Below are 23,488 nucleotides of genomic sequence, written 5' to 3'. Positions count from 1 at the left end.
CAAAGCTTCTCCTGCGCCGCGAAATGCCGCAGCGTGAAACGAAGTTGGTGGATGGGATGCTGGGAACCGTTGCGAGCGGCGCTTCGGACTTGTTGCCGCGTCAGTGCGTGAAACGCCGGGGACGCGCGTCGATCAGAGTTCGGGTGTAAGGGTTTCGTGAATGGACGAAGATGAAGTCCGCTGGGCCTTTGTCTTCGATCTTGCCGTCCTTGAAGATGTAGATCGCGCTGCAGAGCTGCTGCACAAGCGCGAGATCATGTGAGATGAAGAGCATCGCGATGCCCCGCTCGGTAACATTCTCCCGCAGGAGGGCGACGATCTCCGCCTGAACGGAGACGTCCAGCGCCGAGGTCGGCTCGTCGGCGACGATGATCCGTGGGCTGGCGAGGAGCGCGCGCGCGATGCAGATGCGCTGCTTCTGCCCGCCCGACAACTGATGCGGATATCGGGCGAGCAGGCTGCGCGCGAGCCCGAGTCTGTCCATCATCGTGGCTACGTCCGGCCGTTCGCTCCCTGGCCTGACGGTGCCGAAGCGGACGCTTTCCTGCAGTGTCGCGCCCACCGACATGCGCGGGTTCAGCGATACCGCTGGATCCTGGAAGATCATCTGGACCTTGCCCAGCAATCCGTTGCGCGCCCCGGAGCGCGCGATATCGAAGGCGGTGCCGTCGATTTCGAGCGTGCCGTCGCCGGCGGTTTCCAGGCCTGCGATGATCCGGCCCATCGTGCTCTTGCCGCTGCCGCTCTCCCCGACGATCCCGGTGATCGCGCCGTGCTCCAGCGCGACGGTGACATCCTGCAGCGCAGGTTTCCCGTGTCCCTTGCGGAACCAGGCTAGCGAACGCCTGTGAAAGGTTTTCTTGATGCCGCTTGCGAGGAGGATCGGCGGCGTCCCCGCAAGCTCATGCCGCGCCTGCGGCTGCGGGCTTTTCGGGTTCTCGCCGGCTTCCTGCCGCGTTTCGGGATCGGACAGCCGTAACCGCGGTACGGCCGCGAGCAGGCTGCGTGTGTACGGCTCCCGGGGCGCATCCAGGAGTGAGGACGTCACCCCGTGCTCCACGACCCGCCCGTGCCGCATCACGACGACCCGGTCGGTGATGTCGGAGACGACCCCCATGTCATGCGTCACGAGAACAATCGACACCCGGGTTTCATCGACGAGCTCGCGCAGGAGGTTGAGGATCTGCTTCTGCACCGTCGCGTCGAGGGCGGAGGTCGGCTCGTCCGCGATGATGATGTCGGGAGATCCGGCCAACGCGATTGCGATCACGACGCGCTGGCGTTGTCCGCCGGAGAACTGGTGAGGATAGCTGTGATAGCGCTCGCCAGCGTCGGGGATGCCGACACGGATCAAAAGGTCGATGGCGCGGATGCGCGCGTCCTGGCGCGAGATGCCGTCGTTCGTGGCCCGGATCGTCTCTTCGAGCTGAGGGCCGACTGCCATCAGCGGATCGAGCGATGCGGTATGGTCCTGGAAGATCGCGGATATCCTGCGTCCTCTGATCCGTCCCCACGACCGGCTGTCCGCGGCGTCGAGCGCCTCGCTGTCGAACAGGATCGTGCCGCCCATCCTATCGAACTCGGCCGGGAGCAGGCCGAGGATGGCGTTGCCGAGCGTCGACTTGCCGGCTCCGGACTCGCCGATCAGGCCAAGAACCTCGCCACGATGAAGATCCAGGCTGACATCCTGCAGGATCGTCGCCGCACCGGACTCTCCCCGATGCTTCAGGGTGAGTCCTCGCACCGCGTCAGCACCTTGCCGTCCGGCGTCGTGAAATAGCATGCGTCCTCGTAGTGGAGGGGAGTGCCATCCTCCAGCGAGTAGGAGACCGTGGATAGGCCGGGCTTGTTTTGCCAGACGATGATCGTAGAGCGGGCTCCCTCAATATCCTGGCACTGTTCACGATAGAGCTCGCGGCGGGTGGTTGGCTGGCGCCGAGACGGCACGGCGTGACTTGGAGGGGTAGCCATGCGGACACCTCACGCGAACCACTGATGGCGATTCAACCATTCTACACGCTGGCGGGTTCCGCTGGGAACGATTCGCCCTGTCGTCGGTTGGCGACTCGTTTCGTTGCGGAGTCGCATGGATGGGTACGCGTCGCGTTCTCAGGGCCGGGCCGGGTGTCGATACCGTGAGGGGGCCGCTCACCCGGCGCCGGAAGCCCGAACGCGATCTGTTTTCCGATCCGATGCCCGAGCGCGTCGAACCCTGTTTGGCGCTGCTGACGGACGAGGTGCCGGCCGGTCCGGATTGGGCCTTCGAGGTGAAATGGGACGGCTATCGCCTGGCGATCCACATCGTCGGCAAGCGGGTCCGGATCATCACGCGCGGCGGCCATGACTGGACGCCGCGCTTTCCGACGATCGCGCGTGATGCGCTGAGCCTTGGCGTGGACAGCGCCATCCTCGACGGTGAGGCCGTGGTGCTCGACAAGCACGGTACTTCCGATTTCGGCGCTCTGCAAAAGGCTCTCGGTGGCCGCGGCGGCAAGCGGTTGGCCTCGGAGGCCGTCCTTTATGCCTTCGACCTGCTTTATCTGAACGGCCATGACCTGCGCCCGATGCCGCTGAGCGATCGGCGCGAGATGCTGGAGGATCTCCTCCTGGCCGAGCCTCATGGCTCGATCCGGTTGAGCGAAGAGATCGACGCCGATGGCGGTCCATTCATGAAGCTCGCCTGCGAGATGAAGCTTGAAGGCATCATCGCCAAGCGCCGCGATGCGCCCTATCGATCGGGACGCGGCGGCGATTGGCTGAAGATCAAATGCAGCCGGTCGGAGAGCTTCGTCATCGTCGGCTATGAACCGTCGACGATCGCCCTGGGCGGGATCGGCCAGCTGCTGCTCGCCGCGAGGCAGGGCGACCACCTGGTCTATGTCGGCGGCGTCGGCACCGGCTTCACCGTTGAAACTGGCGCAGCGCTGCGCAAGGCGATGGACAGGCTCATTATAGGGAAGCCGGTGATCGACATGACCGGCCGCAGGCGCTCCTATCGCTGGCTCACGCCCGCGCTTGTCGCCGAGATCCAGTTTCGGGGCTGGACCGATGACGGCAAGCTGCGTCACGCCTCCTACAAGGGCCTGCGCGAAGAAGCAGACGAGGCGACGGTCTACGAGATGAAGCCGCAGCGACCGCCGGTAGATTTAGACCGATAAGGTCCGTCGACCGCCGAGAATGATCTGACCGCTTCGGAACCCGGCACCCTCGTGCCAGTTCATGGTCTGCGGCCGTCGCAGCACCCCTTCGACGGTCGCGGTGCAATCCTTGCCAGGGTGACCACCAGAAGCGAGCCGGCGTTTCACCCCAGCCGGCTCGCTTCTTTTTGCCCTCGATCGGAGGCGCGAGATCAGTTCGATCATCAACCGCTGCGTCCAAACGAACGGAGAGTGGTTGAGAAACGGAATAATTGCTCGTCTGAGACCACTGTCGGCAGCATAGCTAAAATCGCCGCCAAAAAAGAAAATGCGTATCTGAGAAAATATAATTTGGATCTTCGGGCGAGTTGGGCTAGGTATGTCTTCATCGAGATTGCTTGGACGGCCGTTGTTATTTTCGCGCTTTGGCGCGACTCTGATGAACTCCCCCTTTCGAAATCGTTCTGAACTCGCCAGACATTTTGTCGGCGAGCGACAGGTCTTGCCAAAAGGAGGGTTTCTTATGACCACCGGCACAGTGAAATGGTTCAATTCCACCAAGGGTTTCGGCTTCATTCAGCCCGACGACGGCAGCCAGGATGTGTTCGTGCACATCTCCGCCGTCGAACGCGCTGGAATGCGGGACCTGCAAGAAGGCCAGAAGCTTGGATACGAAGTCGCGCGCGACAATCGTTCCGGCAAGATGGCTGCGGAACAGCTCCAGACTGCGTGACCTGGCAATTGCTGCTGTTGACCACGGATGTACTGGCACCAGCGACGATAGCCACTCGAAAGGCCGGGCATTTGCTCGGCCTTTATTGTTTTTAATCTAACCGCAAATGGAAATCATTGTGATCGAACTATCAAAGCAGCGCCTAACAGCCGACAATCAGTTCTTGAAGATCCAGACACGATCCCTGTCTCACGCAAGGATTGTCTCCGAAACGGAGAGGCTGACTCAGCAGCGATCTGACAACATGATCAAGCTGCGCGGGCTGCGCCTGGCAAAAGAGGCCTCCGATAGACGGGCGGCGCTCGCAGCACCAGTCAATTTGAAGTCACGGCGCCGAACCGGATTCAAATGACGGGAACCGTCATCCTCGGCTGCATCGATTATTCTCTCGTCGAGTTTGCGGCGATAGCCTACGCTCCGGAATCGCCAGTCGTAGACCGTCGGGCGCTTCGACCGGCAACGAGAGGCAATTCGCGTCATGGAATCGCGAGCGAGTCACGCGCTGATCGGGTTGCTCACGCTTGCCATCGTCGCGGGACTTCTCGGCTTCACCTTTTGGTTTGGCAGCGGCACAACAGAGACCGTCAACGTTCGCCTGGTCTTCAATAGCGATATCTCAGGGCTCGGCCGGGGTTCCAGCGTGCTCTTCAATGGTCTTAAGGTCGGCGAGGTCACACAGATCGAGATCGAGCCCACCAATCCGCGTCAGATCAACGCCACCATAAAGGTTTCTCGTTCGACACCGTTACGAGCTGACACGAGCGCCCGCCTCGAAGGTCAGGGCTTGGCGGGGGTGGTCGCGGTCCAGCTTCGTGGGGGTGACCCCAGCGCGGCCGCATTGCTCCCGGCAGCAGGTCGATCGCTGCCGGATATCGCCGCCGAACCCTCCGAGGATATCATCAAGAGAGTGGGATCAATCGCCAGGAACATTGATGGCGCGCTTGTCGGGATCGAGGGCGCTATCAACAGCAATGCGGGGCCTATATCTGCCTCCATAGCAGAGGCGGAACGGTCCACTCGCGCACAAGCCGAGTATATCGGCGGCCTCGACAAGCTGATGAAAGGCATCGAAACGACCGCCGAATTCATTGGTCCGCTTCCCCGTAAGCTCCAGGCTTTCAGCGATGGAGTGCTGGACAATATTCGCCCTATCGACCCGGGTCGTGTTGCTCGCGTGATTGATGATATCGACAAGTTTTCCGCCGGGCTCGGCGCCGCAGCCCCAGAGGTCAGCACGGCAATAACGAGCGCCGCATCGACAACGCAGAAGCTCAACACGGCGGCAGACCAGTTCGACAGCGTTCTCAAGGGCGCCCAGGCTTATCTCGACGCCGCCAATGGCGAGAATGGGCGCAAGCTCCTCGAGGAGGTGACCGACTACGCCAAATACCTGCGTGAACTAGCGAGGACTTTGGACACGCGCTCAGCAGCGCTAACGGTTCAAATCGCTCGTTCTACGGCCTCCGGATTGCAAAGTCTAGGCAAGGTCACGACAGATAGTCAACATTGGCTTGCCCGATTTATGCGCTCGTTGCACGAAGTGAATCAGAATCCGCAAGGTCTGCTATTCGGCAACCGCGGCCGGCTGCCTCAACACAGGGGCTCGCGTTAGTCCCGCGAAAGCAAAGTCAGCCGGGTATCGGTAACCCTTCATTCACCACGATACCCGGCATTTGGCTCAAATGCCGCATTTCTGCGGAACGGACCCGGCAGGCTCGGATTGTCTCGCTGTCACAGGAGAGCAATCCGATGCGGTACCATCTCCCTCTGGATTTCTGGCTCTGGCTTGCGGTCGCCTTCAATGTGGCTCTTTCCGTCGCGGCCTGCGCGCGCGCCGCATCGGTTGGCTGAGGTTCATTTGGGCCGATCAGATATTCCGATCGGCTTTGAAAGCGTCCAGGGGCGGCGGGGCAAGTCCACCGTCTCTTGAAGGAACCTTAGCGCGAGCTATGTGGTTGTCAGCGTGGCATCCCCGGATGCCTGCATGCTCTCCAGTTGGATGCGTCGCCGCGGATGTACCGGCCGCACCCGACAGGAGGGCAAAGCCAGTTTCCCGGGGACGACCGGACCATCCACGTCCTGGCCAATAACCGAGCTTGGCGAAAGCCAGCCCACTGGGGTTCATCAGGTCTACGGCTCAAATGGGATTGTAGTCTTCATGCCCTGCAAATCCGGGCGCTTGGTTGATATTGCCTCCTGAATGCGCGCCGCGTAGCATCTTAAAAGCAGCTCCTCACCGGAGGTGGACATGGCTCTTCCCGACGACCTCGTGACTTGGAGCGTCAAGCGCATTGGGCAGAAAATCGGTGATGGCGAATGCTGGAGCATGCTCGAAACCGCCTTGACTGACTGCGGCGGCAAGACCTCAACCCAACTCATGGGCGGCAAGGTAGGGCCTGACGGCGATTATATCTGGGGCACACTGGTGAAGGATCTGCGCCGCGATATTGTCGTTGGCGACATTCTGCAGTTCCGGAACTTCGTCTGGGAGGACAGAACGGAGGTAAAAACGACGCATCCAAACGGTGATTGGGAGACGGGCGGGTCAGCAGTTGAGAAGCGCCCTCATCATACCGCCATCGTCGAGGCTGTCGTCGGCCAAGGCATTGTCGACGTGCTAGAGCAGAACGTCCCTGGAGGCGATCCCATCCATCGCGCACGCCTGCACGTCGTCTCGTTTCTGGGTCCGAAGATAAAGAAGACCCTGCCTAACGGGGACGTAGTGGAAACTACGCCGAACCACCGCGTCAGCGGCACGGTCTGGGCATTTCACCCGCAGGTCGCGTTAGCGGCCAAGAAGCCCTGAAGCCTAAGCAGTGACCTAGCTACCAATCTCCCATACGAGCGCGACCGGCGTCTCGTCTCTTGTCGAGGCTGCGATGCCATTTCGCGCCGACTCGATCACTTGGATCGAAATCCTCCCTCTTAATCGCGTCGCGAAATCTCCCCGCCCACTCCACGGGGGCCCACGCCTCCTGTCCGCGGCGCTATGACGCCAAAGCGACCGCCACTTCGTTCATCTGCAATGCAATGAGGCGTTGTTAAGCCGATCAAACGTCGCAGACTCCACAACGCTTACCCTGCGGACCGGCCGATCCAGCGCCCTTATCCAGGCCGCCGCAGCGCCGAACTCAAATCAGCTCCTGATCGATCAGCTGGCCATCACGCTCCTGACGCATCATCGTGCCGATGACGCGGAGCCCGATTTGCCAATCGGTGAACCACGATCGATCCGGCGCAGGCGTCCGGCCGCGGACACCCTATCCAGCTTGATCTCGACCTTGTTGCAGCCAATTCCTGGTCATCGCCACATGCCTCGCATCTTGGCCCTGACATCGACCTTAGGCCCGCCTGATGGTGCCCGCTTGGCGTCTGCGGCCGCGATCGGCCAGGCAGTCCGCTCGAACTGACCAAGCACCGCGTTCGGAATGAAGCGGGTCCGATTAGCGTAGACATGACGGTCGCTAGTGGCGGATTGGCCGTGCGTGAAGAAGCGTTGCGGGACGACAAGATGCAGATCGTCCTTCGCCCGCGTCATCGCGACATAGAGCAAGCGACGCTCCTCCTCGATCTCGTCACGTGCGCCGGCGCCAAGATCGATCGGAATGCAGCCATCGACGGTGTTCATCACGAAGACCGACTTCCACTCCTGCCCCTTGGCGGAATGGATCGTCGACAGGATCAGGTAGTCTTCGTCGAGATGTGGCACGCCGGATTGGTCGCTGGTCGCGTCCGGCGGATCGAGCGTCAATTCGGTCAGGAAGCGCTCACGCGACGGATAGCCCCCGGCGATCTGTTCGAGCTGCACGAGATCAGCCTGCCGCGTGCTGGCATCTTCGTGGATACGCTCCAAGTGAGGCTCATACCAGCGGCGGGCGCGCTCAATCTCGGCCGGCCACCCTGCGGTGCCGGCGCGCAGCTCGCGGACGGCGGCGACGAATGACGCCCAATCGTCACCGGCCCGCGGCGGAGCCGGAGCGTTCTCAAGAGCCTCGAGAGGCACTGAGGCCCGCGCGACATGTTCCAGGACGCGCTGCGCCGAGGTCGGGCCAACGCCGGGCAACAGCTGCAGCAACCTGAAACCAGAGACCCTGTCGCGCGGGTTCTCGACGAAGCGCAGCAGCGCCAGCAGATCCTTGATATGGGCGCTATCCAGGAACTTCAGCCCACCAAATTTGACGAATGGAATGTTCCGGCGCGTGAGTTCGATCTCCAGTGGACCGCTATGGTGCGATGCCCGGAACAGCACGGCCTGCTGTTTCAGCGTCGATCCGCCTTCTCGGTTCTCCAGCACCTTCTCGGCAATGAAACGAGCCTGATCGGCCTCATCTCGGACATGCACCAGCTGGGGCGGCGACCCGGTCGCACGATCGGTCCAAAGGTTCTTGGTGAAACGCTCGGCCGCCAGATCGATGACGGCATTTGCAGCCGACAGAATGGCGCTGGTCGAGCGGTAATTCTGATCGAGCGTGATGACCTCGGCCGGCGGAACGAAGGCTGCCGGGAAATCGAGGATGTTGCGGACCGTGGCCGCCCGGAACGAATAAATCGACTGGGCATCGTCGCCGACGACAGTCAGGCCGCGGCCGTCCGGCTTCAGCGCGAGCAGGATCGAGGACTGGAGACGGTTCGTGTCCTGATACTCATCGACCATCACGTGATCGAAGCGACCGCCTATGTCCGCGGCGATATCGGGATCGGTCACGGCTTGCGCCCAGTAGAGCAGCAGGTCGTCGTAATCGAGGACGTTCTGGCTCTGCTTGGCTTCGACATAGGCAGCGAACAGCTCTTTCAGCTCCGCGGCCCAAGTGGCGCACCAAGGGTAAGACAAGCGCAGAACCTCTTCGATCGGCAGCTCGGCGTTCACGCAGCGCGAATAGACCGCCAGGCAAGTGCCTTTCGTCGGGAACCGCGACTCCGTCTTGGAGAAGCCAAGCTCGTGCCTAACCAGGTTCATCTGGTCGGCCGAGTCCTCCCGATCATGGATCGTGAAAGCGGGATCGAGACCGAGCTGTTCGGCATAGTCGCGCAGCAGGCGGGCGCCGATGCCGTGGAAGGTGCCTGCCCAGGTCAAGGCGTCGGCCAGGACGCCAGCACCGTCGCCAAGCACCTTCCGTGCAATCCGCTCGACGCGCTTCGCCATCTCGGACGCCGCGCGGCGCGAAAACGTCATCAGCAGGATGCGCCGCGGATCGGCGCCGCTGACCATGAGGTGAGCCACGCGGTGCGCAAGCGTGTTGGTCTTGCCTGAGCCGGCACCCGCGATGACAAGCAGGGGCGCGGAAGCCACCGCGCCCACGCCATGGATCACCGCGCGTCGCTGTGCCGGGTTGAGCGCGTCGAGAAAGCTGATTGGGGCGATGGCGTTCATGCCTTCAATTTCCGAACCGGCCGCGCTCCTTCCGAGAACCGGCCGCGCAGAAAGCCGAGCGAGGCTGCGCGATCAGCATCTCGCAAGAGCTCTTCACGGTTATGAAGCAATGCCCCGATCGCGGCCCGGGCGTCACCCTCGAACTCCACCAAAACCGAATCGATCTGTTGCTCCATAAGCTTCGGAACAGATGCCTGTTTCAGCACGATTAGCGGCATTTGATGCGTCCTCGATGGAGAGAACATTATGAGAACAATCACCTTCGAGGAGTCAAGCTCCGAGGCGCAAATCTACACCGGGGCGCCTGCTCGAATGGGGCCGGCTAGGCACGATACCGATCGAACGCCGTCAGCCGCAGGGTCAATGGTTCCGCGTCCTCCCAGCCATAAATCTCTGTGCGGAGATAACGGAACTCCTCCTCTTCGAGCTCGTCATCGATCTCAATCCACCAGGCTCTCGGCCTGCCGTCACTTCCATCCGACCAGCGATAGCCTCTGCCTTTGAGATGGTCCTTCATGTCGAATGGCGCGTTTTCCGCATAGACGCGCACACGGCTACGCTCACTTGAACGTAAGAGCTGACAGAATGGTAGCGCGCCACCCTCCCCGGCCGGCCTCGCCAGTACCTCCAAAAGCGCGTTGCAATCATCCGTCGCGCGGTGGCCCTCATGGAACAGCCCGGATTGGCCCACGAGGTATCCGAGCTTGTTTCCCTCGAAGCCAAGATCCGCCCAAGGGACTTCTCTGACGGAACAGGCCCAGGCTTTCGAGACGAAGGCCGGCGAGAGCTTTTCGCAGAACGGGCGATCGAATGCGGCGTTATGGGCGATGACGAGATCCGCGGGCTCGATCAGCGCGTCGAGCGCTGCAATATCAATCTCGTGACCAGCGACCATATCGTCGGTAATGCCGGTCAGCCGTGTGATTTCCGTCGGTATCGGCTCCGAGGGCTGACGCAGGCCGCTATAGATGCCCACGACGTCACCGATCACACCTGCGTCGTCATAGGTGAAAGCGACAGCGCCAATTTCGATGATCTCGTCCTTTGCGGAATTCAGGCCGGTCGTCTCCGTGTCCACCAGAACCGCGAGGTTCGGAAAGGCGCTTTCGGCTCGCGGGATGATGGGCCGCGGCACGAGCTTCCGTAAAATCCAGAAGCGCCCACCCTGCTCCAGCCGTTGTGCGGCCTCCTCGTCATTCCAGCCGGGCAGAGTAGGTAGAGTTTCTGACTTGCGTTTCCGGGGCACGGATCTCGCCGTCTGCCGGTAGCCCGGAGCATCATCGAACAAGTCAAACTGGATAGAGGCAATCTTCATTTTGCGGCCCTCGTCGTCGTGGGCGCTCGCCATTCGCGGTCGAGGGCAAGGAGCTCAGCGATGAGCCTTCCACGCGGCCTATATAGCTTCCATGCGATTTCCATCAGCCCAGTTTTGCAGCGGTCAATAAGGTGGCTCCAGACGTCGCATCCACAATAGCCCACGGTTCGTTCCTACTAAGGGTTGGTCGCAGTTCGCGTGGCAGGTGATTATTTGTGCGCCGCGCGCCGACCCGCAGCGCGATCGGCTTCTTACCGCCTCTGTAACGCGCTTCGGAACCCCGGAATAACACATCGCGTTGCCGCTGCATGAATCGAACGATGGTGATGGCCGTGCCGCGACCCGCTTTCGAGCTGCTGAAGTTCTTCCGGGCAGCCTTGCTAGGTGGATGCGTCGTGCTGGTGCCATTCACCGCGCAAGCCCTCACCGCCGACGAAGTGAACCAAGCAGGCCGTCCGGCCACCACGAAAAGCAAGGTGACGCGGCCCAATGCGTCGATCGTCAAGGCTCAGGTCTTGCTGGCGCGTCAGGGGGTCTCTCCCGGGGAGATCGACGGCCTGGATGGCGACAACTATCGGAAGGCCATCAACCAGTTCCGCCGCCGCGAAAATCTCGGAACCGGCGAGATCATCGACGCCGCGACATGGCAGGCCCTTAAAGGGGACGTCAGCTCGGACATCGTCTCGGACTACGTCGTGACGAAGGACGATATCAAAACCCGGTTCGTCCGGCGCATCCCTCACGATTACGCTCGCCAGGCCCGGATGAAGCGGCTCGGCTACAGGAACGCGCAGGAGATGTTCGCCGAACGTTTTCATATGAGCGAAGGCCTACTCAGGGTGCTCAACCCGCGAACGCATTATCGGAAGCGTGAAGAAACGCTGCACGTCGTCTCGGTCGGACGAACCGCTCCTTCGGACGAGGCGCGAACCGTCGAGGCCGACAAGACCAATGGCATGGTTCGTGCGCTCGATGCGACGGGAACGGTGATCGCGATGTATCCGGCCACGATCGGCAGCGAGGATACCCCATCGCCCGAGGGCGAGTATCAGGTGGTGAGGGTCGTGAAGAACCCGACCTATCACTACGATCCGGTCAAGAATTTCCAGCAGGGGAAGAACAAGCGCAAACTGGTGCTCCCCAGGGGTCCCAACAACCCGGTCGGCACGGTCTGGATCGAGCTGTCCAAGCCGACCTTCGGCATTCATGGTACGCCAGAGCCTTCGAAGATCAGCAAGGCGTCATCGCATGGCTGTGTGCGGCTCACGAATTGGGATGCCGAGGAACTGGCCCAGATCGTCAAGCCAGGTACGACCGTCCGCTTCGTCGACTAGCCGATGTCACCCGCATTCTGGCTTGCAACTTTGACCGGCCGTCGGCATCGGTCTGGACTGCGGGACGGTAGGGCGATGGCTGCGCGCGAGCACAACGACGTCGAAATCCGCGAAGATGGAGAGGGCCCGGGAGCGATCGTCTCCTTCCCGTTCGACGCCGCTGCGGTCGAACGCTTTCGGGACGCTTTTCCGAGAGCGCGCTGGGACGACGACCTGGCTGCTTGGCGGATACCGGGCAAGACGGCGATGCTTCGCGCGGCGCGATGGCTTGATCGTGAGCTGCCGAGCGCCTTCAGCCTCGCCGATCAGCGCGGCCGCGATTCCTTTTCGTTCGAGCCGATCGTCAGCCTCTATCTGAAGGTCGCCGATGAGATCGTCGTGCGCACCCCTTATTCACGAACCGTCGTCGAGGAATTGCGCGCGGTTCCATGGGCCTGGTGGAACGGAGATAACAAGGCTTGGCACGTACCATTCCGATCAATCGATGAACTTCGCAAGAGATGGCCGGCGATCGAAGCCGCCGCGGAACGCAGCGAGCCGGAGGCTCGAAAGCAACTGCGCCAAGCGGCGAAATCCGCGCCCGAATACGAAGACGCCAAAGCAGCGATGACTGAGCGCCGCCGCCGGCGCTATCCTGTCCCGGCGAGCGAGCAGCCGCCGCTCGACAGAGTGCTCATGTCCCATGAAGGACCGCTCGTCATCCTTGAGGTGACCGGCGAGGTCGTTCCCGCAGAGACAGCCGCCCGGCATTACCCTTGGAGTTCCGGACAGCCCGACGATCTGGTCTGGGCATTGTGGCGTCGCCCGACGCACGGCGAACTTGTAAAAACCTGGCCTGCCCGACATCCCGCCGCGGTGAGCGCCCTCCTCCGAGGATGGTGGCAACCTACGCTCGAGGAACTGCGCATCGCGCGCCGCGCGGCGAGGTCATTGGAGCGCGCTCGGGAAACTCGAAGTCGTCGCGGCGGTTCCGACGATCCGGCGGGTTGAGTCCCGCCCGACCGCGTTTCCGTCCTCGTCGGGTTCCGCGCCAGTCACGCCGAGTATGGCAATCGCGCAATCCTCCCCGCAAAGACTTCGATCCCGGGCAGCGCCGAACCGTCGAGTACCTTATTACTGGCGTTCCCTGACGTAGCGGTGATCCGTGTGGCGGCCTGCGTAGTCTCGGTCAATCTCCTCGATCAGACGGTCGCCATCGTCGCGATCGACCTTGCGCAGGATGGCATCGAGCTTGGCCTCCATGCGGTCATCGCCCTCCTTCGATTGCGGTGAGCCGACATGAAGCAGGATCGCGAGCCCCGCGACCTGCCACAGCAATTGCAGGAATTCCGACTGCCAGTTCTCGAGCGTGTCGCGCATCATCTCGATGAAGTACCCCTCGAAGCTGGCGGCCTGACCATGGCTCGCCTGTTCGTTGGCATAGGCGAACCAGCCGAAGACCCAGTGGCCTACCAAGCTGATCAGGAAGAAGCCGCCGGTCACCCAGGCAAATCCGTATCGCGTCCAGATCGAGTGTTTCATTCACCGCTCCCAGTCCCGCAGGGCTTCGAGAAGCATCGCTGCGAGAGGGAACTCCGATCGGCTGCCGGGGTTCAACCCGGACACCGCCTCTTTCAGGAGCGCCCCATGCAGACGAAACCGCCAAGCATCCGAGACGACGCTGAACACAACAGGTTCGTGATGGCGGTTCCGGGCGGCGAGGCCTTTGCAACGTATCGGCGCCTTGATGACTACCTTATTGTTTCGCACACCGAGGTGCCGTCGAGTTTGCGCGGTCGAGGTCTCGGTTCGCAGCTTGCTGAAGCCCTGTTCGAGCGCGCACGCGGCCGCGGAGAGCGTATCGTCCCCGCCTGCTCATTCATTGCGGACTGGGCCAGGCGGCATCCTGAATACCAAGACGTTCTCGCCCAGCGGACGGAGCGGGCGCAATGATCGACCATATTTCCGTCGGCACCAATGATCTCGGGAAGGCGCGTACGTTCTACGACGCGGTCCTTGCGGAACTCGGGATCCGGCTTCTCAGCAGCAGCACTCGATCGGCCGACTACGGCGTGAGCAGTGTTCTCTTCAGCATCGAGACACCCGTCAACGGCAAGAGGGCTTCCAGCGGCAACGGGACCCATATCGCTTTTGCTGCCGGCAGCCGAGAGATCGTGAACGCCTTTTACCATGCCGCGCTCGCCAACGGTGGCACCGACGCTGGCGCCCCGGGTGTACGCCCGAATTACGACGCTCACTACTATGGCGCCTTCGTCTTCGATCCCGACGGCAACAAGATCGAGGCCGTCACCCGTTCATCCAAGTGAAGGAGGACGACATGCCTGCAAAATCAGCCGCTCAACAGAAGGCCGCGGGCGCCGCGCTCGCCGCCAAGCGGGGAGACATCAAGGAAAGCAAGCTCAAGGGCACATCAAAATCGATGGAAAAGTCGATGAGCGAGAGCGAACTCGAGAAGATGGCTTCGACCAAGCGCAGGGGAAAACCCGAGCACAAGAGCAAGCACTGACTCGCGTTTCGAGGAAAAAACGATGACATCACACTTCGAACCGCCCTTCCCTGAGCAGCAGCAACCGATGCCGGGGCGCACCGATGCCATGACGCCCCGACCGGACCATGGCGAGGACAGCTATGTCGGCTCGGGTCGTCTCAAGGGCAAGCGCGCCATCATAACCGGTGGCGACAGCGGCATCGGGCGGGCTGTTGCCATCGCTTTCGCGCGGGAGGGCGCGGACGTCCTGATATCCTATCTGAACGAGGACGAGGATGCCGAAGAAACCCGCGGCTGGGTCGAGAAGGCCGGACGAAAAGCCGTGCTGGTGTCCGGAGACATCCAGGAAGCTGACCATTGCCGCCAGATCGTCGACCGGGCCGTGGCCGAATTCGGCGGCGTCGACATCCTCGTCAACAATGCTGCCCATCAGGCGAGTTTCAAGGATATCGGCGACATTTCGGACGAAGAATGGCAACTGACCTTCGCGGTGAACATCCACGCGATGTTCTACCTGACCAAGGCTGCCGTCCCGCACATGAAGCCTGGTTCCTGCATCATCAACACGGCCTCGGTGAACGCCGACAAGCCCAATCCGACCCTGCTCGCCTATGCCACGACCAAGGGAGCCATCCAGAACTTCACCGGCGGGCTGGCGCAGTTGCTGGCGGAGAAAGGGATCCGGGCCAATGCCGTAGCCCCCGGGCCGATCTGGACACCGCTGATCCCCTCGACGATGACGGGCGAGAGCGTCACGCAGTTCGGCAAGCAGGTCCCAATGAAGCGGCCGGGACAACCGGCGGAGCTCGCGACGGCCTATGTGATGCTCGCCGATCCACTCTCGAGCTATGTCTCAGGCTCCACCATCGCGGTAACTGGCGGTCATCCGATCCTGTGATGGCAGGCGGGTCAATCTTTGTTGAGCTTTCCGAGATTGCCGGGCAGGCCCGAGAAAGGAAGATCGTCCGGCTTGAGCAAGCTGTCGGACGGTTCAGGACCATGGCTCTTTTCGCCCCTGTGCGCCTCATTCCAGTGCCGGATCTTGTCTGTAAGCCGTAGAAACTCGGCTGCCTGCGGAGAACCTGCCGGCGCGTCGCTCAGCGCGGCGGCGCGCTGTACGGCAGCCTCATATTCCTCATGATTTTTGAAAGTCATGGCTGGAGTCCAATTCGGATTGGTTGCTGGCAGCAATCTCGTCGAGGAGTTCGGAGGCGGCTCGCGACAAAGCCTCCGGTGGCGCCATATCTTCCTGAAGATGCCATTCCACGAAGTCCCGGCTCTTCCCGGCTCTCTCCGCCAGAAGCGCCACCCAATCGCGGTGCGGGTAAGCTGCATTCATCCGCAGCGCGACATCCCGGCCGGAAGTAAACGGTTCGGACGAGAGCATCGGGCCCTCCTGTACACTCCGAAAAGAAAAAGACCCGCCGGATGTCCGGCGGGGCCGCGCGCTCAAGCAGCTTTGCGATTGATACCGTCCAGCGCGAACTTGGTGAGTTTCTCGTCGGTCGCGGCTTCCTCGTCGAGATTCTGCTTCAGGAGCGACGCGCAGTCATTGCGACCGAGCTGCTTCGCCCAGGCGACCAACGTGCCGTAACGCGTGATCTCGTAGTGCTCCACCGCCTGGGCCGCGGCAATCAGCGCTGCGTCGAGCACCTGCTTGTCTTCGACTTCGCCGGCGACGTCATTGGCCTCTTCGAGGATGCCGTCGATCGCAGGGCAGGTGACGCCCTTTTCCTCAACGCCATGCAGGCGGAAGACCTCCTTCAGGCGCGTGATCTGGCCCTCGGTCTCGCGCAGATGCGTTTCGAAGCCGCGCTTGAGATCCGGGCTGGTCGCCTTTTCGACCATGTCCGGAAGCGCCTTCTTGATCTGGTTCTCGGCGTAATAAATGTCCTGAAGCGTATGGACGAAGAGGTCGTCCATCGTGGCGATGTCTTTAGAAAACCAACCCATGCCGCTCTCCATTTTGGCAGAAAAATCCCCCCAGCGCTTGGTCGTTCCCGAGGGCTGGTCTGCCCTCTTCCGAAAGCCGGACGGTTTGTTCAGATCACCGTGGAACGATAGGGTTCCGCCGTCTCGTCGAACCGGTTCCACCCTGCTGCACGGTATTCCGCGAGGCGGGCATCTCGGTCGATGGGAGATGCCCCGTCGAGGATGGCCTCAACCGCCGGAACGTGCTCATCGGCTACGCGAACGGAAACCACACTACCCCCGCGCCGGATCGTCTCTGCGTAGTAGTTGGCATCCTCTTCGCTGTGACCGGCGCTGGTCAGTGCCCCGACGATCCCGCCGGCGACGCCACCGGCCGCGGCGCCCGCTGCCGTCGACGCGAGCCAACCTGCGGCCACCACCGGGCCGATCCCGGGAATGGCGAGCAGTCCGACACCTGCGAGCAGACCGGCTGCTCCGCCGAGCGCCGCGCCGATTCCGGCGCCTTCACCGGCATTGCTGTCATCGGCCTTGGCGTGCCGACCGACCACGCTGATGTCAGCGGCGCTGACGCCCTCGGCTTCGAGGGCTTCGACCACCGAGCGGGCGGTCTCGTAGTTTTCATAGGAACGCGTCAGTGTCTGAGTCATGGGAGTCTCCGATTACTGGCGGGTGATGTTGCCGCGATAGTCGACGGTGACGTTCACTTTGGCGCCGCCATGCGTGGCGCTGCCCTTCCAGACGCCATTGGCGTCCTTGGTCAGCGGACCAACCTGAGAATAGCCGTTGGCCTCAAGACGGCTCTTCGCCTGTCCTTCGGTGAAGCTATTCGCGCCTGGAAGCGGAGCATTCTTGTCCGCTTCGCCCTTGGGCGATGGTACGGGTGACGTGGTCGCGGGCTGAGCGAGCGCACCAAAGGAGGTCGTTGCCGCGATGAGAAACGCGAGCAAAAGCTTCTTCATGTTTAAGCTCCTCGAAACTCGTGGAATGGTCCACTGATTTCGAACGAGCTAGGCGCCGTTTCTGTTCCGCCAGAATTTTGCATCCGCAGTGGCCAAACCGCGGGGCGTTTTCTTCATATGCCGGGGTAGTGCCAAGTGGCTAAGCCGAAGTCATTGGGCCTCTGGCGTTGGTCCTTTGGGCTTGACTCGTAAACCCGTCAGCGGCCGCCTGAACCAGACCCCTTTGCCGTTTCCGAAAGCGTTCACAGACACGCTGTGGACGACGACCGAGAAGGGGCTCAATCATTTGGCGCAGCGCTCTACGAGCCCACGACAGGGCATTGCCAATTGGTTGGAGTACGAATAGGCGGCTGCTGCCGCTTGGCCGCCGCCTTCCCTCGGACGAACGAGTGACGGCCTCGATCTTGTTGCCGTCCAGATCGAACACGCCGCGAATAGTGAGCATCGTGTTCGGAACGCAGCCGGGCGGACAAGCATCGTGTCCGCCATGGCAAGACTGTGCGATGAAACGCCTCGTCGAGTTCGCGCCAGCCTGATGGACCGTAAGGTCTCGTCTCTCCCTCGATCCGATGGTCGCCTGCCCGAAATCGATTTCGGCAAGCATGCAAGCGAGACGCTCGGTAAGACCGGCAGCTATTCGCCGGCGCCCGCCGCCGGCTTGTCGTCCGGCTTCACACGCGGTTTGTCGGCATCGCCAGTATCCTTTTCGGGATCGGGATTGATCGAGACCCTCGTGGTCGCCTCCGTCCCCGGATCGCCCTGGATCGATTTCACGCGCTGCTGTTCTTCAGGGCTGAGCTTGTTGCCTTGGCCGTCTCGCATGGGTGCCTCCTGTCTGGAATGCCCCCCAAAGGAGAACGGGCCTCCATCACGGGAGTTCCAGCCCGCTCACGACTCGACGCGGGATGGCCGGGTACGCCCGTCAGGAACCAATCCGCTGCGACGGCTGTTTGCCTGTCACTTTCGCTCATCAGCAGGAGGGGCTCATGGACAGTATCATTTATCTCGTCGGTCTCGTGGTGGTCATCATGGCCATCCTGTCGTTCCTCGGTCTTCGATAGGAGTTCGCCATGTCCATGTCTGGAACGGACGTCGTCGTCGCTCCCGTGACCGTCAACAAGGAGAACCGCTCCTATGTGCAATGGGGACCGATCATCGGCGGCGCGGTGATCGCGACCGCCATCTCAACCATCATGACGGTCTTCGGCTCGGCGATCGGCCTGTCGATGGTCTCAGCCGATTTCGAAAGGAGCTCCAGCGCCACGGCGCTGGCAATCGCCGGCGCCCTCTGGGCGCTCTGGGTCATGGCCTCCGCCACGATGGCCGGCGGCTATCTTGCAGGCCGCATGCGCCAGCCGAGCTTCGATGCCAATGGCGAGGAGCGCAGGGTGCGCGATGCAATCCATGGCCTCCTCGTCTGGGCGACCGGAGCGCTCCTGATCACCATCGTCGCGACGTCATCGCTGTTCGGCGCCGCGAAGACGGCGGCCCACGGTGTCGCGAACGCCGGCTCGGGCGTGGCGTCGCTGGTGTCGCAGAATGCCGACCCGCTCGCGATGGCGCTCGACAACGTCATGCGCGCCAACGGCCAGCAGCCGCCAACCGCCCAGGAACGCGACGAGGCGTCCCGGATCTTCGTCAGCGCCCTCGCGAACGGCAAGATCGAACAGGGCGATCGGGATTATCTCGCCGCGCGGCTGGCCGCGCGTTCCGGCATCAGCGAACAGGATGCGCAGAAGCGCATCGATGACGCCTATGCCCGGCTGTCGCAAGCCAAGGAAACCGCCAAGCAAGCGGCCGAGCGCGCACGCAAGATCGCGGTTCTGACGGCGTTCCTGACGGCCGCCGCATTGCTCGTCGGAGCTGCAGCCGCCTCGTGGGCCGCCACATTGGGCGGGGAACATCGGGACGAGAACCTACGGATCGAGCCGACGCCGTGATCGGTCCCTGGATCATGGAAGCTCTCTTGTTCGGCCCGCCTCGGCGGGCCGAAGCTTTTTCACCTCACCCTGAACCGATCGCAGCATCAGCGTTGCTCCGGACGGCCCCACGGTCTCAAGACCCTCCCGAATTTGTTCGATGAACATCATGACGATCTCCTTGGTGGAATCGCGACCCGTCCATCGCGGCTCAGCCCCGAGTGATCGAGGACGACGATCCTTTTCGCTCCCGGCGCGTTTCCCTCACGATGCAGGAGATCGCCCATGCCCCCCACCGATGAAGCAATCTCCGAAACCATCCGGAACGTCACGAGTCTGGAAGAACTCAACGCTGCCATCACGGCGTCCGGCCCGCTCGTTCCCGGCGCAACCCGGGCCGTCCTCGGAGAAGGCCCCGAGGGCGCGGCCATCGCCTTCGTCGGCGAGCAGCCCGGCGATCAGGAGGACCGGCAGGGCCGCCCTTTCGTCGGCCCTGCGGGCCAACTGCTCGACCGGGCCCTCAACGAAGCCGGTATCGACCGGCGCTCCAGCTACCTGACCAATGCCGTCAAGCACTTCAAGTTCGAGCAGCGCGGCAAGCGGCGGATACACCAGCGGCCGACAACCGGGGAGGTCAGGCACTATCGCTGGTGGCTCGAGCGGGAGCTGGATTTCGTGAACCCGCATCTCGTCGTCGCCTTGGGTGCGACCGCCGTCCTGGCCTTGGCCGGGAAGGCCTTGCCGATCTCGCGCAATCGCGGCGCGACCCATTTCGGGGAGCGGCTGGGCTTCATCACGGTTCACCCCTCCTTCCTGTTGCGACTGCCGCAGGAAAAGGATCGAACACAGGCTTACGACGCATTTGTCGCTGATCTCCGTCAGATCCGAAAACTCGCATCCGCTTGAAATCCGCCATTTGCCGAATGGTGCCGGTCAGGAGAGCGTGACTGTGAAAAGGCGGTAAGCCCCTTGCTGTCGATGATCTGGACGCGCGCTCGCGACAAGCGGATCAGGCGCTCACCCTCGATGACATGGAGCGCGACCGTCACGCCGGACCGGCGCACGCCCAGCGTATGGGCGAGATCGTGATGAGTGATCGGAATGATGTCGCTGGCCAGGGTCTCGCCGCAACGAGTAAGCGCGTAGCCGTGCCATGGCGGAGGCCACCACTCGGCCTGGGTTACCTCTCGCCCACCCGTGCACAAGTCTCACGAATACATCCGTGCTGCGAAGCTTTGTTTCTTCCGATCGAGTGGCTTCTAGGTGGAAGCGCAACGGTTCCGCGCACCGACGAAGCCGTGACGTCGCCTTCGCCGATGCGCGCAAAATGGATGCTCTCGGTCAGCCAAACGACTTCACATGTTTCCTGAGCAATTCGAGCTTTTCACCCAGAACCTCCACAGGTACGGGCTTGGCAATTGTTCCAAGCGCCGCCGCCGCATGCTCGGCGGCGACCTCCGTCTGGCCAGTGACGAAGATGCTTGCGACGCCGCGTTCTTGCAACCACGCTGCGGCGAGTGGTCCTGTTCGACCATCGGCAAGGTCGATGTCCACCAGCGCACCGTCGATCTGGAATGTGTCGAACCTCATTTTCAGCTCGGCAAAGCTGCTGGCGGAGCCTGCGAAGATGTGCCCAAGATCCTCGATCATCGCCTCGATGTGGAACACGATGAGAGGGTTATCCTCAAGGTAGAAGATGCGGAGCGGTGCGAGCGGAGCTCTCATGGTACAAGCCTCAAGCCGGATTTCACCGAAATCGCGAAAATGGCCCCGCCGCGATGCAGCGCAGGCCTTCCGGATGGAAGACGATTTCGGGAGGGACACCGAACAGCCCCTGCAGGGCGGACCGGATATACCGCGTCCCGTAGCCGGCCTTGGGTGGCTCGGCGACCGGAGGACCGCCGCTTTCGATCCAGCTTATCGTCAGGGTCGGTTCGCTTGTCGACTTGAGGCTCCAGGTGAGATGCACCCGCCCCTCCGGACGTGACAGCGCGCCATATTTCAGAGCGTTCGTGGCAAGCTCGTGGAGGCACAGGCCAAGCGTCGTACCAGCGTCCCGGCCCAGTTGGATCCGCGGTCCTTCGGCTATGATGAGATTTTCCCCGTTTGCGCGATATGGCGAACAGGTCCGCCCGATGATGTCGGCCAGATCGACTGTTTCTCCGCCTGCCTCGAAGATCGCCGAGTGCACGACCGATAGGGCCGTGAGCCGGCCCGAGAAATCGTCGGCGAGCCCGTCGATCGACGTCGCGCTTCGTCGGGTCATTCCAAATATCGCAGTCACACTCGCAAGGATGTTCTTGACGCGGTGATTGAGCTCCCGTCGCAGTTCAATTTCGCGCTCGATGTGGTCCCTCACGTCCCGCTGCCGCAGCCTCGCGAGCAGTGCGGACTGAAGACCGCTGAGCAACTCCAATGACCCCACCGGCCGCTGAAAGAATATCTGGCGTGAGCGCGGCCACGTCTTGCTGAGTTCCGCACGGATTTTCGCATGGGGCGCCGCCCCATCGAGGAGGACGATGATTGGCATCTCAGACCAATCCGGTTGATCGACAAGATGTTCCGCGATGATGCTCAACACCGACGGATTGAGCGCCTCATGGGTCACAACCAGCATGCCCGGCGCCTCGGTCAGCCGCGAGGCGAGTTCGTCTGGGCCGGTAGCCTGCCTTACGGCCACTTCGTGTTCGTCGAGGAGTGCGCCCAAATATTCCGCGTCCCTGCGGTAGGGGGCAAGGATCAATACCCAGTCCAATGAGCGATCGACACTGGACACCATTCGCTCACGATTCTGGGAGTGGATTGTAAGCGACGACCGTGACGCCGGAACTCTGGATGAAGAGCTCGCGTACGTCGAGATCATGCGGGCCGTGCCGCTTCTTCACCACCGTGATGCTGCGCCTGAGACGCTCGCCATGCTCGATGATGCGCAGCAGGAGCACTGTGTCCCCTAGGAAACTCACATCGACGTCGATGCCGACATCCTCGCCGAGCAGCCCGTGCTGTGCGACGATCAGCATCGTCAGAACGCCGGCGCGGGCGAGGTATTTGAGGAGCGATTGGATATCCCGCACCGCTTTCTCGCGATTCGGCAGCGAGTTGAGATAACCGGTGAAGCTGTCGATCACCACGACCCGCACTTTGTCGCTGCTAACGGCCTGCTGCACGATTTGGCCGAACTCGCCTGGCGAAATTTCGTTGGGATTGAAATCACGGATGATGAGTTGGCCGTCGTCATGGAACTGCCTCAGATCCATGCCCAACCCCTCGGAACGCCGGAAGAAAGTCTCGATGCGCTCCTCGAACAAGAACAGGGCGACGCTTTCGCCGCGCTTCAGCGCCGCAGTCGCGTAAAGGGATGCCATGGTGGACTTGCCGGTGCCTGCCTGGCCGATCACGAGCGTGGTGGTTCCAGCCTCCTGTCCGCCGCCGAACATCTTGTCGAGCTCGTCGACGCCGGATTTGATCAATTGCGGCTTGACGGTCTCTGCTGCGGCACCCGGCACAAGCCGTGGAAACACGATCACACCTTCGCCTTCACGGATCGCCATGTCGTGATAGCCGTCGGCTATGGGTACGCCGCGCATTTTGCTGACCTCGACGCGACGGCGGACGGAGCCATATTCCTCCAGCGACTTATCAAGGCAGATCACGCCATGGGCGATCCCTTCGACCTCCTCGCCGGTGTTCTGGGCATGTCGTACTTTCGTGTCGAGGAGCAATGCCACGACATCTCGCTTCGCGAGAAACGCCTTGAAGGCTATGAGCTCACGGCGAAAGCGCGGCGTGTCGCCGGTGATCAGTCTGATTTCGAGGAGAGAATCATAGACCAGGCGGCTGGGCTTATGCTGCTCGATCGCTTCTTCGATCGCTTTTCTGGTTTCGTCGAGCCGCAGTTCGGCCGTCTGAAAGATTGTCTGGTCGGCGGCGCCGTTGACCGCATCCGACGCCGACAGCTCCTCGACGCGGATGCCGTCCAATGTCCAGCCGTGAGACGCGGCGATCGCTTCGAGCTCCGCCCTCGTCTGCGATAAGCTGACATAGATGCAGCGTTCCCCAGCGGCCGCACCCGCCTTCAGGAACTGGAGTGCAGCAGTGGTCTTGCCGGAGCCCGGTTCGCCCTGAAGAATATAGAGGTTGGAGGCTGGTAAACCGCCCCTCAGAATATCGTCGAGTCCGGCAATGCCCGTACTCACGGCTGCCTGTTTCCTGCCGCCAGCCAAATGCGCCCCCACATATCAGAGCATCAACTGCAGCTGAGAACGCACAACCCCAATAACCGTTCCGCGTGCCATTGACT

27 protein-coding genes and 1 pseudogene are annotated in these 23,488 nt (G+C 62.1%); 12 read left to right on the top strand and 16 right to left on the bottom strand.

Going from position 1 to position 23,488, the window contains the following annotated elements:
- Positions 1-100: 100 nt before the first annotated feature.
- A complete protein-coding gene (locus tag AB6806_RS20640; RefSeq protein WP_370955423.1) occupies positions 101-1,783 on the bottom strand; it encodes a dipeptide ABC transporter ATP-binding protein in 1,683 nt (560 codons plus the stop codon).
- A gap of 307 nt (positions 1,784-2,090) precedes the next feature.
- Between AB6806_RS20640 and ligD the strand changes: the two genes are divergently transcribed.
- The 4 genes from ligD (at position 2,091) to AB6806_RS20620 (ending at position 6,676) form a co-directional block, all read left to right on the top strand.
- Positions 2,091-3,158 carry a non-homologous end-joining DNA ligase gene (gene ligD, locus AB6806_RS20635; protein ID WP_370955422.1) on the top strand — a complete coding sequence of 356 codons (1,068 nt, stop codon included), beginning with the start codon at positions 2,091-2,093 and terminating at the stop codon, positions 3,156-3,158.
- A 502-nt stretch (positions 3,159-3,660) separates the two neighbouring features.
- Positions 3,661-3,870 (top strand): cold-shock protein, encoded by a 210-nt coding sequence (locus AB6806_RS20630; RefSeq protein ID WP_038358045.1) that lies wholly within the window; start codon positions 3,661-3,663, stop codon positions 3,868-3,870.
- Between the two features lie 478 nt (positions 3,871-4,348).
- The gene (locus AB6806_RS20625) at positions 4,349-5,482 is read left to right on the top strand and encodes an MlaD family protein (protein WP_370955421.1); all 1,134 of its coding nucleotides are present in this window, start codon (positions 4,349-4,351) and stop codon (positions 5,480-5,482) included.
- Positions 5,483-6,118: 636 nt separating this feature from the next.
- Entirely contained in the window at positions 6,119-6,676 is a 558-nt protein-coding gene (locus tag AB6806_RS20620; protein ID WP_133561228.1) for a hypothetical protein, read from the top strand.
- Positions 6,677-7,171: 495 nt separating this feature from the next.
- Here AB6806_RS20620 and AB6806_RS20615 read toward each other — a convergent pair whose 3' ends face one another.
- The 3 genes from AB6806_RS20615 to AB6806_RS20605 form a co-directional block, all read right to left on the bottom strand.
- Complete coding sequence (locus AB6806_RS20615) at positions 7,172-9,241, bottom strand: ATP-dependent helicase (protein WP_370955420.1); 2,070 nt, start codon at positions 9,239-9,241, stop codon at positions 7,172-7,174.
- Positions 9,238-9,459, bottom strand: a complete 222-nt coding sequence (locus AB6806_RS20610) for a hypothetical protein (protein ID WP_370955419.1) — start codon at positions 9,457-9,459, stop codon at positions 9,238-9,240. Before AB6806_RS20610 ends, AB6806_RS20615 begins: the two co-directional genes overlap by 4 nt.
- A gap of 104 nt (positions 9,460-9,563) precedes the next feature.
- Complete coding sequence (locus AB6806_RS20605) at positions 9,564-10,589, bottom strand: 3'-5' exonuclease (protein WP_370955418.1); 1,026 nt, start codon at positions 10,587-10,589, stop codon at positions 9,564-9,566.
- Positions 10,590-10,876: 287 nt separating this feature from the next.
- Between AB6806_RS20605 and AB6806_RS20600 the strand changes: the two genes are divergently transcribed.
- Both AB6806_RS20600 and AB6806_RS20595 read left to right on the top strand, forming a co-directional pair.
- Positions 10,877-11,890, top strand: a complete 1,014-nt coding sequence (locus AB6806_RS20600) for a L,D-transpeptidase (protein WP_370955417.1) — start codon at positions 10,877-10,879, stop codon at positions 11,888-11,890.
- A 75-nt stretch (positions 11,891-11,965) separates the two neighbouring features.
- Positions 11,966-12,880 (top strand): hypothetical protein, encoded by a 915-nt coding sequence (locus tag AB6806_RS20595; RefSeq protein ID WP_370955416.1) that lies wholly within the window; start codon positions 11,966-11,968, stop codon positions 12,878-12,880.
- A gap of 123 nt (positions 12,881-13,003) precedes the next feature.
- On the opposite strand, the gene AB6806_RS20590 is transcribed toward AB6806_RS20595, so the two are convergent.
- Positions 13,004-13,411, bottom strand: a complete 408-nt coding sequence (locus AB6806_RS20590) for a DUF6766 family protein (RefSeq protein WP_370955415.1) — start codon at positions 13,409-13,411, stop codon at positions 13,004-13,006.
- A gap of 105 nt (positions 13,412-13,516) precedes the next feature.
- Between AB6806_RS20590 and AB6806_RS20585 the strand changes: the two genes are divergently transcribed.
- Genes AB6806_RS20585 through AB6806_RS20570 form a run of 4 tightly spaced genes read left to right on the top strand, consistent with a single transcriptional unit; the run spans position 13,517 to position 15,276 of the window.
- Positions 13,517-13,822, top strand: a complete 306-nt coding sequence (locus AB6806_RS20585; protein ID WP_112764231.1) for a GNAT family N-acetyltransferase — start codon at positions 13,517-13,519, stop codon at positions 13,820-13,822.
- On the top strand, positions 13,819-14,196 hold the full coding sequence (locus AB6806_RS20580; protein WP_370955414.1) for a VOC family protein: 378 nt from the start codon (positions 13,819-13,821) through the stop codon (positions 14,194-14,196). Before AB6806_RS20585 ends, AB6806_RS20580 begins: the two co-directional genes overlap by 4 nt.
- 11 nt (positions 14,197-14,207) lie before the next feature.
- Positions 14,208-14,396 (top strand): DUF3008 family protein, encoded by a 189-nt coding sequence (locus AB6806_RS20575; protein WP_370955524.1) that lies wholly within the window; start codon positions 14,208-14,210, stop codon positions 14,394-14,396.
- A 22-nt stretch (positions 14,397-14,418) separates the two neighbouring features.
- Complete coding sequence (locus tag AB6806_RS20570; protein WP_370955413.1) at positions 14,419-15,276, top strand: SDR family oxidoreductase; 858 nt, start codon at positions 14,419-14,421, stop codon at positions 15,274-15,276.
- A gap of 11 nt (positions 15,277-15,287) precedes the next feature.
- Here AB6806_RS20570 and AB6806_RS20565 read toward each other — a convergent pair whose 3' ends face one another.
- The 6 genes from AB6806_RS20565 to AB6806_RS20540 form a co-directional block, all read right to left on the bottom strand.
- Positions 15,288-15,533: a hypothetical protein gene (locus AB6806_RS20565; RefSeq protein ID WP_370955412.1), complete on the bottom strand. Its 246-nt coding sequence runs from the start codon at positions 15,531-15,533 to the stop codon at positions 15,288-15,290.
- Positions 15,514-15,765 carry a hypothetical protein gene (locus tag AB6806_RS20560; RefSeq protein ID WP_370955411.1) on the bottom strand — a complete coding sequence of 84 codons (252 nt, stop codon included), beginning with the start codon at positions 15,763-15,765 and terminating at the stop codon, positions 15,514-15,516. Before AB6806_RS20560 ends, AB6806_RS20565 begins: the two co-directional genes overlap by 20 nt.
- A gap of 62 nt (positions 15,766-15,827) precedes the next feature.
- Positions 15,828-16,331, bottom strand: coding sequence for a YciE/YciF ferroxidase family protein (locus AB6806_RS20555; protein ID WP_370955410.1), 504 nt, complete (start codon positions 16,329-16,331; stop codon positions 15,828-15,830).
- 89 nt (positions 16,332-16,420) lie between these two features.
- Positions 16,421-16,957, bottom strand: a complete 537-nt coding sequence (locus AB6806_RS20550) for a hypothetical protein (protein ID WP_370955409.1) — start codon at positions 16,955-16,957, stop codon at positions 16,421-16,423.
- Between the two features lie 12 nt (positions 16,958-16,969).
- On the bottom strand, positions 16,970-17,269 hold the full coding sequence (locus AB6806_RS20545) for a hypothetical protein (protein ID WP_370955408.1): 300 nt from the start codon (positions 17,267-17,269) through the stop codon (positions 16,970-16,972).
- A 633-nt stretch (positions 17,270-17,902) separates the two neighbouring features.
- A complete protein-coding gene (locus AB6806_RS20540) occupies positions 17,903-18,091 on the bottom strand; it encodes a hypothetical protein (RefSeq protein ID WP_370955407.1) in 189 nt (62 codons plus the stop codon).
- 248 nt (positions 18,092-18,339) lie between these two features.
- Between AB6806_RS20540 and AB6806_RS20535 the strand changes: the two genes are divergently transcribed.
- Complete coding sequence (locus AB6806_RS20535) at positions 18,340-19,209, top strand: hypothetical protein (RefSeq protein ID WP_370955406.1); 870 nt, start codon at positions 18,340-18,342, stop codon at positions 19,207-19,209.
- A gap of 12 nt (positions 19,210-19,221) precedes the next feature.
- Here the strand turns inward: AB6806_RS20535 and AB6806_RS20530 are convergent, their stop codons facing one another.
- Positions 19,222-19,359, bottom strand: a complete 138-nt coding sequence (locus AB6806_RS20530) for a hypothetical protein (RefSeq protein WP_370955405.1) — start codon at positions 19,357-19,359, stop codon at positions 19,222-19,224.
- Between the two features lie 162 nt (positions 19,360-19,521).
- Between AB6806_RS20530 and AB6806_RS20525 the strand changes: the two are divergent.
- Positions 19,522-20,094 (top strand): annotated as a pseudogene (locus AB6806_RS20525) (UdgX family uracil-DNA binding protein); the annotation flags it as partial.
- On the opposite strand, the gene AB6806_RS20520 reads toward AB6806_RS20525, so the two are convergent.
- From AB6806_RS20520 to AB6806_RS20505, 4 genes are all read right to left on the bottom strand, one after another.
- Complete coding sequence (locus AB6806_RS20520; RefSeq protein WP_370955404.1) at positions 20,067-20,393, bottom strand: helix-turn-helix domain-containing protein; 327 nt, start codon at positions 20,391-20,393, stop codon at positions 20,067-20,069. The pseudogene AB6806_RS20525 and the gene AB6806_RS20520 sit on opposite strands and share 28 nt — an antisense overlap.
- Positions 20,394-20,529: 136 nt before the next feature.
- The gene (locus AB6806_RS20515) at positions 20,530-20,856 is read right to left on the bottom strand and encodes a response regulator (protein ID WP_370955403.1); all 327 of its coding nucleotides are present in this window, start codon (positions 20,854-20,856) and stop codon (positions 20,530-20,532) included.
- A 79-nt stretch (positions 20,857-20,935) separates the two neighbouring features.
- Entirely contained in the window at positions 20,936-21,964 is a 1,029-nt protein-coding gene (locus AB6806_RS20510) for a sensor histidine kinase (protein ID WP_370955523.1), read from the bottom strand.
- A gap of 7 nt (positions 21,965-21,971) precedes the next feature.
- Entirely contained in the window at positions 21,972-23,411 is a 1,440-nt protein-coding gene (locus tag AB6806_RS20505; protein ID WP_370955402.1) for a DUF7125 family protein, read from the bottom strand.
- Positions 23,412-23,488: the final 77 nt, after the last annotated feature.

Origin of the sequence: Allobosea sp. RCC_152_1 (assembly GCF_041360765.1) — a bacterium.
GTDB lineage: Bacteria > Pseudomonadota > Alphaproteobacteria > Rhizobiales > Beijerinckiaceae > Allobosea > Allobosea spartocytisi.
This window is presented reverse-complemented; position numbering and strand designations above follow the sequence as displayed.

Coding starts and splice junctions, on each gene's coding strand:
- AB6806_RS20610 (WP_370955419.1), bottom strand. CDS start 9,459: ATGCCGCTAATCGTGCTGAAACAGGCATCTGTTCCGAAGCTTATGGAG.
- AB6806_RS20535 (WP_370955406.1), top strand. CDS start 18,340: ATGTCCATGTCTGGAACGGACGTCGTCGTCGCTCCCGTGACCGTCAAC.
- AB6806_RS20540 (WP_370955407.1), bottom strand. CDS start 18,091: ATGCGAGACGGCCAAGGCAACAAGCTCAGCCCTGAAGAACAGCAGCGC.
- AB6806_RS20620 (WP_133561228.1), top strand. CDS start 6,119: ATGGCTCTTCCCGACGACCTCGTGACTTGGAGCGTCAAGCGCATTGGG.
- AB6806_RS20575 (WP_370955524.1), top strand. CDS start 14,208: ATGCCTGCAAAATCAGCCGCTCAACAGAAGGCCGCGGGCGCCGCGCTC.
- AB6806_RS20570 (WP_370955413.1), top strand. CDS start 14,419: ATGACATCACACTTCGAACCGCCCTTCCCTGAGCAGCAGCAACCGATG.
- AB6806_RS20615 (WP_370955420.1), bottom strand. CDS start 9,241: ATGAACGCCATCGCCCCAATCAGCTTTCTCGACGCGCTCAACCCGGCA.
- AB6806_RS20565 (WP_370955412.1), bottom strand. CDS start 15,533: ATGACTTTCAAAAATCATGAGGAATATGAGGCTGCCGTACAGCGCGCC.
- AB6806_RS20630 (WP_038358045.1), top strand. CDS start 3,661: ATGACCACCGGCACAGTGAAATGGTTCAATTCCACCAAGGGTTTCGGC.
- AB6806_RS20625 (WP_370955421.1), top strand. CDS start 4,349: ATGGAATCGCGAGCGAGTCACGCGCTGATCGGGTTGCTCACGCTTGCC.
- AB6806_RS20555 (WP_370955410.1), bottom strand. CDS start 16,331: ATGGGTTGGTTTTCTAAAGACATCGCCACGATGGACGACCTCTTCGTC.
- AB6806_RS20580 (WP_370955414.1), top strand. CDS start 13,819: ATGATCGACCATATTTCCGTCGGCACCAATGATCTCGGGAAGGCGCGT.
- ligD (WP_370955422.1), top strand. CDS start 2,091: ATGGGTACGCGTCGCGTTCTCAGGGCCGGGCCGGGTGTCGATACCGTG.
- AB6806_RS20640 (WP_370955423.1), bottom strand. CDS start 1,783: ATGCTATTTCACGACGCCGGACGGCAAGGTGCTGACGCGGTGCGAGGA.
- AB6806_RS20550 (WP_370955409.1), bottom strand. CDS start 16,957: ATGACTCAGACACTGACGCGTTCCTATGAAAACTACGAGACCGCCCGC.
- AB6806_RS20595 (WP_370955416.1), top strand. CDS start 11,966: ATGGCTGCGCGCGAGCACAACGACGTCGAAATCCGCGAAGATGGAGAG.
- AB6806_RS20590 (WP_370955415.1), bottom strand. CDS start 13,411: ATGAAACACTCGATCTGGACGCGATACGGATTTGCCTGGGTGACCGGC.
- AB6806_RS20530 (WP_370955405.1), bottom strand. CDS start 19,359: ATGATGTTCATCGAACAAATTCGGGAGGGTCTTGAGACCGTGGGGCCG.
- AB6806_RS20560 (WP_370955411.1), bottom strand. CDS start 15,765: ATGCTCTCGTCCGAACCGTTTACTTCCGGCCGGGATGTCGCGCTGCGG.
- AB6806_RS20605 (WP_370955418.1), bottom strand. CDS start 10,589: ATGGCGAGCGCCCACGACGACGAGGGCCGCAAAATGAAGATTGCCTCT.
- AB6806_RS20585 (WP_112764231.1), top strand. CDS start 13,517: ATGCAGACGAAACCGCCAAGCATCCGAGACGACGCTGAACACAACAGG.
- AB6806_RS20545 (WP_370955408.1), bottom strand. CDS start 17,269: ATGAAGAAGCTTTTGCTCGCGTTTCTCATCGCGGCAACGACCTCCTTT.
- AB6806_RS20600 (WP_370955417.1), top strand. CDS start 10,877: ATGGTGATGGCCGTGCCGCGACCCGCTTTCGAGCTGCTGAAGTTCTTC.